The following is a 4954-nucleotide window of genomic DNA, read 5'->3' as shown; positions in this document are numbered from 1 at the left end:
CCGGCGCGCGGGGCGGCCCGCGCGCCCCGCCCGCCGCCCCCCGCCGGGGCCCCGCCCCGCCCCGCCCCCGGCTCCCCCCCCCCCCCCCCGCCGGCCCCCCCCCCCCCCCCCTTCCGCGGCGGCGGTGTACCGGCCGGAGAAGAGTTCGCGCCATCCGCCGGAGGCCTCCCCCGGCGACGGTTCCGCTGGGCAACTGTCCTGCTCGGCACCGGTCGTGTCGCTCTTCACGGCGGCCGATCCGGTCAGGTCGAGTACCGTTGAACTTCAAGAGAGCTTGACGTCAAGGAGCCGTCATGAGCACCGCACCGGTCGACCTGCTGAGCGTCGGCGAAGTGGCCCGGCGGGCCGGGATAGCCACCTCGGCGGTGCGCTTCTACGAGGACCAGGGGCTGATCACCTCGGAACGGTCGGCCGGCAACCAGCGCCGCTACCGCCGGCACGTGCTGCGCCGGATCTCGCTCATCCTGGTCGCCAAGCGGCTCGGAATCCCGCTCAGCGAGGTCGCCGAGGTCTTCGCCGGCCTCCCGGAGGACCGGATGCCCGGCAAGCACGACTGGGAGCGCATCTCCCTGCGCTGGGCCGAACAGCTGCGCGCCCGCCGGCTGGAACTGGAGCGACTGGAGGGCGAGCTCACCGGCTGCATCGGCTGCGGCTGCGTGTCGCTGCGCCGCTGCCGGGTGCTCAACCCCGGCGACGAACTGGCCGCCGAGGGGCCCGGCCCGCGCCTGCTGCTGCCGGAGGACTGAACACCCCGGCGCCGTGCGCACCCGGCCCGGCAAGCACCAGGTGGCACGGGTGGAACCCGGTCGGACGCGGCCCTCGAAGGGTTCCCCGCCGCGCCCGACCGGGCGTATCGGCGCCCGGATCACACCTCCGGGCGGTCCCGGATCACACCTCCGGGAAGTGACAGGCCGCCTGCCGACTGCCCGGGCCGGCGATCCGCAGCAGCGGCCGTTCCGTCCGGCACAGCTCCTGCGCCTTCGGGCAGCGCGGGTGGAAGCTGCACCCGGGGGGCGGGTCGGCCGGGCTCGGCGGGTCGCCGAGCAGCACGATCCGGTCCCGGGTCCGCTCCGCCTCCGGGTCCGGCAGCGGCACCGCGGACAGCAGCGCCCGGGTGTACGGGTGCGCGGGGCTGCCGTACACCTCGGCCTTGTCGCCGATCTCCACGATCCGGCCCAGGTACATCACCGCGACCCGGTCGCAGACCCGCTTGACCACCGAGAGGTCGTGCGCGATGAACACGTACGCCAGTCCCAGCTCCTGCTGGAGCCGCTCCATCAGGTTGACCACCTGGGCCTGGATGGACACGTCCAGCGCGGAGACCGGCTCGTCGGCGATCACCAGCCGCGGCGAGGTGGCCAGCGAGCGGGCGATGCCGATCCGCTGCGCCTGGCCGCCGGAGAACTCGTGCGGGTAGCGGTCGAGGTGTTCGGGGATCAGCCCGACCAGTTCCATCAGCTCGGCCGCCCGCTTGCGCGCGGCCGTCGCGCTCTCGCCCTGGACCAGCAGCGGCTCGGAGATGATCCGGGACACCGTCTGCCGGGGGTTGAGCGAGGAGTACGGGTCCTGGAAGACCATCTGCAGGTCCCGCCGGTGCGGGCGCAGCCGGGCCTGGGAGAGCCCGCCGATCTCGGTGCCGTCGAAGGTGACGGTGCCCGAGGTCGGGTCCAGCAGCCGGACGATCATCCGGCCGGTGGTGGACTTGCCGCAGCCGGACTCGCCGACCAGGCCGAGCGTCTCCCCCGCGCCGACGTCGAAGCTGACGCCGTCCACGGCCCGGACCGGTGCGCCCGGCCGCCCGGTGCGGCCGCGCCGGCCGGGGAAGGTCTTCACCAGGTCCCGTACGGACAGCAGCGGTTCGCTCATGCGCCCACCTCGCTTCGCTCGGCAGGGGCGTCCGCCCGCTCGCGCCTGTTGGTCGTGTGTTCGCTTCGTTCGCTCACGGGAGCACCCCTTCCGGCACCAGCGGCAGGTGGCAGGCGGCCTGGTGGCCGGGGGCGAGCGCGCCGAGCAGGGGGCGTTCGGCCAGGCAACGGGCGTGCTCCTCGGCGGACGCGCCGGTGGTGCGGGCGCAGCGCGGGGCGAAGGAGCAGCCGGGGGCGGGGGCGATCAGCGACGGCGGGCTGCCGGGGATGGCCCGCAGCGGGGCGTCGTCGGTGTCGTCCAGGCGCGGCAGCGAGTCCAGCAGGCCGCGGGTGTACGGGTGCGCGGGCCGTGCGAACAGTGCTGTCACCGGGGCCTGTTCGGCCGCCCGGCCGCCGTACATGACCAGCACCTCGTGGGCGACCCGGGCGACCACGCCGAGGTCGTGGGTGATCATCACGACGCCGAGGCCGCGCTCCTGCTGGATCCGGGCGATCAGGTCGAGGATCTGGGCCTGGACGGTGACGTCGAGCGCCGTGGTGGGCTCGTCGGCGATCAGCAGGTCGGGCTCGCAGGCCAGTGCCATGGCGATCATGACGCGCTGGCGCATGCCGCCGGAGAACTGGTGCGGGTACTCGTCGACCCGGCGGGCCGGTTCGGGGATGCCGACCTCGGCCAGCATCTCCACCGCGCGGGCCCGGCCCGCCTTGCGGCCGGCCTTGAAGTGCACCCGGTAGTGCTCGGCGATCTGCTCGCCGACGGTGTAGAAGGGGTGCAGGCTGGACAGCGGGTCCTGGAAGATCATCGCGACCCGGCGGCCCCGGACCGCGCCCAGCGCCTTCTCCCCGAGCCCGTTCAGCTCCTGCCCGTGCAGCCGGATCGAGCCGGTGACGGCGGCGCCGCGGTGCAGGCCCATGACGGCGAGCGAGGTGACGGACTTGCCGCTGCCGGACTCGCCGACCAGGCCGAGGGTGCGTCCGGCCTCGACGGCGAAGGAGATGCCGTCCACGGCCCGGACCGTGCCGCGCGGGGTGTCGAAGGCGACCCTGAGGTCCTCGACCTCCAACAAGCTCGTCATCAGTACCTCACTCTCGGGTCGACGAACGCGTAGAGCAGGTCGACCAGCAGGTTCGCCGCGACGATGAAGAAGGCCGCGAGCAGGGTGACGCCGAGGATGACGGGCTGGTCGGAGCGGCCCAGGCCGTCGTAGAACAGCCGGCCGACACCGGGCAGTCCGAAGATGGACTCGGTGATGACGGCTCCGGCGAGCAGCCCGCCGAGGTCCATGCCGAAGATGGTGAGGATCGGCGTCATCCCGGCGCGCAGCCCGTGCTTGACCGTGACCGTCCGCGCCGGCAGGCCCTTGGCCCGGGCGGTGCGGATGTACGGCTCGGCCATCGCCTCGATCATCGCGTTGCGGCTCTGCCGGGCGTACATGGCCGCGTACAGCAGGGCCAGGGCGATCCACGGCAGCAGCAGGTTGGAGGCCCACGCGAAGGGGTTCTCGTTGAACTGGTGGTAGGCCGGGTAGGGCAGCAGCCCGGCCGTCCTGACGACGCCCCAGATCAGCATGATCGAGGTGAAGTAGACCGGCAGCGAGGCGGTGCCGACCGAGAGCACCATCAGCGTCCGGTCGACCGGCCGGCCCTTGCGCAGCGCCGAGGTGACGCCCGCGCCGAGGCCGAGGATCAGCCAGAGCACGGCCGCGCCGAGGGCCAGCGAGACGGAGACCGGCAGCCGGTCGGTCAGCAGGTCCCACACCGGCAGCCCGTACTCGTAGGAGTAGCCGAGGCACGGGAAGCCGCAGTGCACGGCGCTGGGGCCGGTGCCGTAGTCGCGGCCGGCGAAGATGCCGCCGAGGTAGGCGAGGAACTGGTCCCAGACCGGCTTGTCCAGGCCCATCGCCGCCTTGACGTCGGCGAGCCGCTCGGGGCTGCAGGTCTTGCCGCAGGCCGCCGCGGCCGGGTCGTTGGGCAGCAGGTAGAAGATGGTGAAGGTGATGGCGCAGATGGCGAGCAGGATGCCCGCCACGCCGAGCAGTCGGCGGCCGAGGTAGAGGATCACGACCGGCCTCCCCGGGGGTCGAGGATGTCGCGCAGCGCGTCCCCGAGCAGGGTGAACGCGAGTACGGCGAGGAACAGGAAGGCCGTCGGGATCAGGAAGTACGTCGGGTCGGTCTCGTAGTGCACGATGCTCTCGGCGATCATCTGTCCCCAGGACGGGGTCGGCGGGCGCACGCCCACGCCGAGGTAGCTGAGCGCGGCCTCGGTGGCGATCATGCCGGGGATGAGCAGCGTGGTGTACGCGATGATCGGGCCGGAGACGTTGGGCAGGATCTCCCTCGTGAGGATCCGCCAGGACCGGGCGCCGCCGACCTTGGCGGCCTCGACGTACTCGCGGTGCTTGAGCGACAGCGTCTGTCCGCGGACCACGCGGGCGATGCCGGGCCAGGTGAACAGGCCGATCACCAGGGTGATCAGCAGGATCCGGTTGACGTCCTTGGCGACCGACATCATCGCGATCATGAAGATCAGCGACGGGAAGGACATCGTGAGGTCCATCAGCCGGGACAGCAGCGTGTCGGTGCGGCCGCCGAAGTAGCCGGCCGCGATGCCCGCCAGGGTGCCGGCGACCACGACGACCGCGGTCGCGGTGAACGCGATCAGCAGGGACACCTGCCCGCCGTGCAGCACCCGGGCGAACAGGTCGCGCCCGGTGATCGGCTCGACGCCCAGCCAGTGCCGGGTGCTGATGCCGCCGAAGTCGCCCCGGGGCAGGCCGCCCAGGTACGGGTCCACGGCGCGCTTGTCGAACTCCTCGGGGGTCCAGCCGCCGAGCGAGCTCAGCGGTCCGGCCAGCGCGGCGGCCAGGAGCAGCACGCCGACGGTGATCAGCCCGAACCGGGCCGGGCCCTTGGCCCACAGCTGGTCCCAGACCAGCCGCCACGGCCCCCGCCCGGCCCCCTTCTCGGCGCGCGGCGGGGGGGGGGCCGCCCCCCGGGGGGGGGGCGGGGGGGGGACCCTGGGGGGGGGCCCCCCCCCCCAAGGCGGGGGGGGGGGGGGTTGAGGCGGCCCCCGCGGGGTGGGAAAAA

Annotated in this window: 5 protein-coding genes; 1 reads left to right on the top strand and 4 read right to left on the bottom strand. The window is 73.6% G+C overall.

Annotated elements, in window-relative coordinates:
• Positions 1 to 293 precede the first annotated feature (293 nt).
• A complete protein-coding gene (soxR, locus tag ACFV0O_RS24695; protein WP_380345350.1) occupies positions 294 to 746 on the top strand; it encodes a redox-sensitive transcriptional activator SoxR in 453 nt (150 codons plus the stop codon).
• Between the two features lie 142 nt (positions 747 to 888).
• Here soxR and ACFV0O_RS24690 read toward each other — a convergent pair whose 3' ends face one another.
• The 4 genes from ACFV0O_RS24690 to ACFV0O_RS24675 form a co-directional block, all read right to left on the bottom strand.
• Positions 889 to 1866, bottom strand: a complete 978-nt coding sequence (locus ACFV0O_RS24690; RefSeq protein WP_380345349.1) for an ABC transporter ATP-binding protein — start codon at positions 1864 to 1866, stop codon at positions 889 to 891.
• A gap of 73 nt (positions 1867 to 1939) precedes the next feature.
• On the bottom strand, positions 1940 to 2941 hold the full coding sequence (locus ACFV0O_RS24685) for an ABC transporter ATP-binding protein (RefSeq protein WP_380345347.1): 1002 nt from the start codon (positions 2939 to 2941) through the stop codon (positions 1940 to 1942).
• On the bottom strand, positions 2941 to 3927 hold the full coding sequence (locus ACFV0O_RS24680; protein ID WP_380345346.1) for an ABC transporter permease: 987 nt from the start codon (positions 3925 to 3927) through the stop codon (positions 2941 to 2943). The genes ACFV0O_RS24685 and ACFV0O_RS24680 overlap by 1 nt, the downstream gene beginning before the upstream one ends.
• Positions 3924 to 4742, bottom strand: a complete 819-nt coding sequence (locus ACFV0O_RS24675) for an ABC transporter permease (protein WP_380345344.1) — start codon at positions 4740 to 4742, stop codon at positions 3924 to 3926. Before ACFV0O_RS24675 ends, ACFV0O_RS24680 begins: the two co-directional genes overlap by 4 nt.
• Between the last annotated feature and the right edge of the window lie 212 nt (positions 4743 to 4954).

It is taken from the genome of Kitasatospora sp. NPDC059577 (assembly GCF_042735475.1).
Lineage (GTDB): Bacteria > Actinomycetota > Actinomycetes > Streptomycetales > Streptomycetaceae > Kitasatospora.
This window is presented reverse-complemented; position numbering and strand designations above follow the sequence as displayed.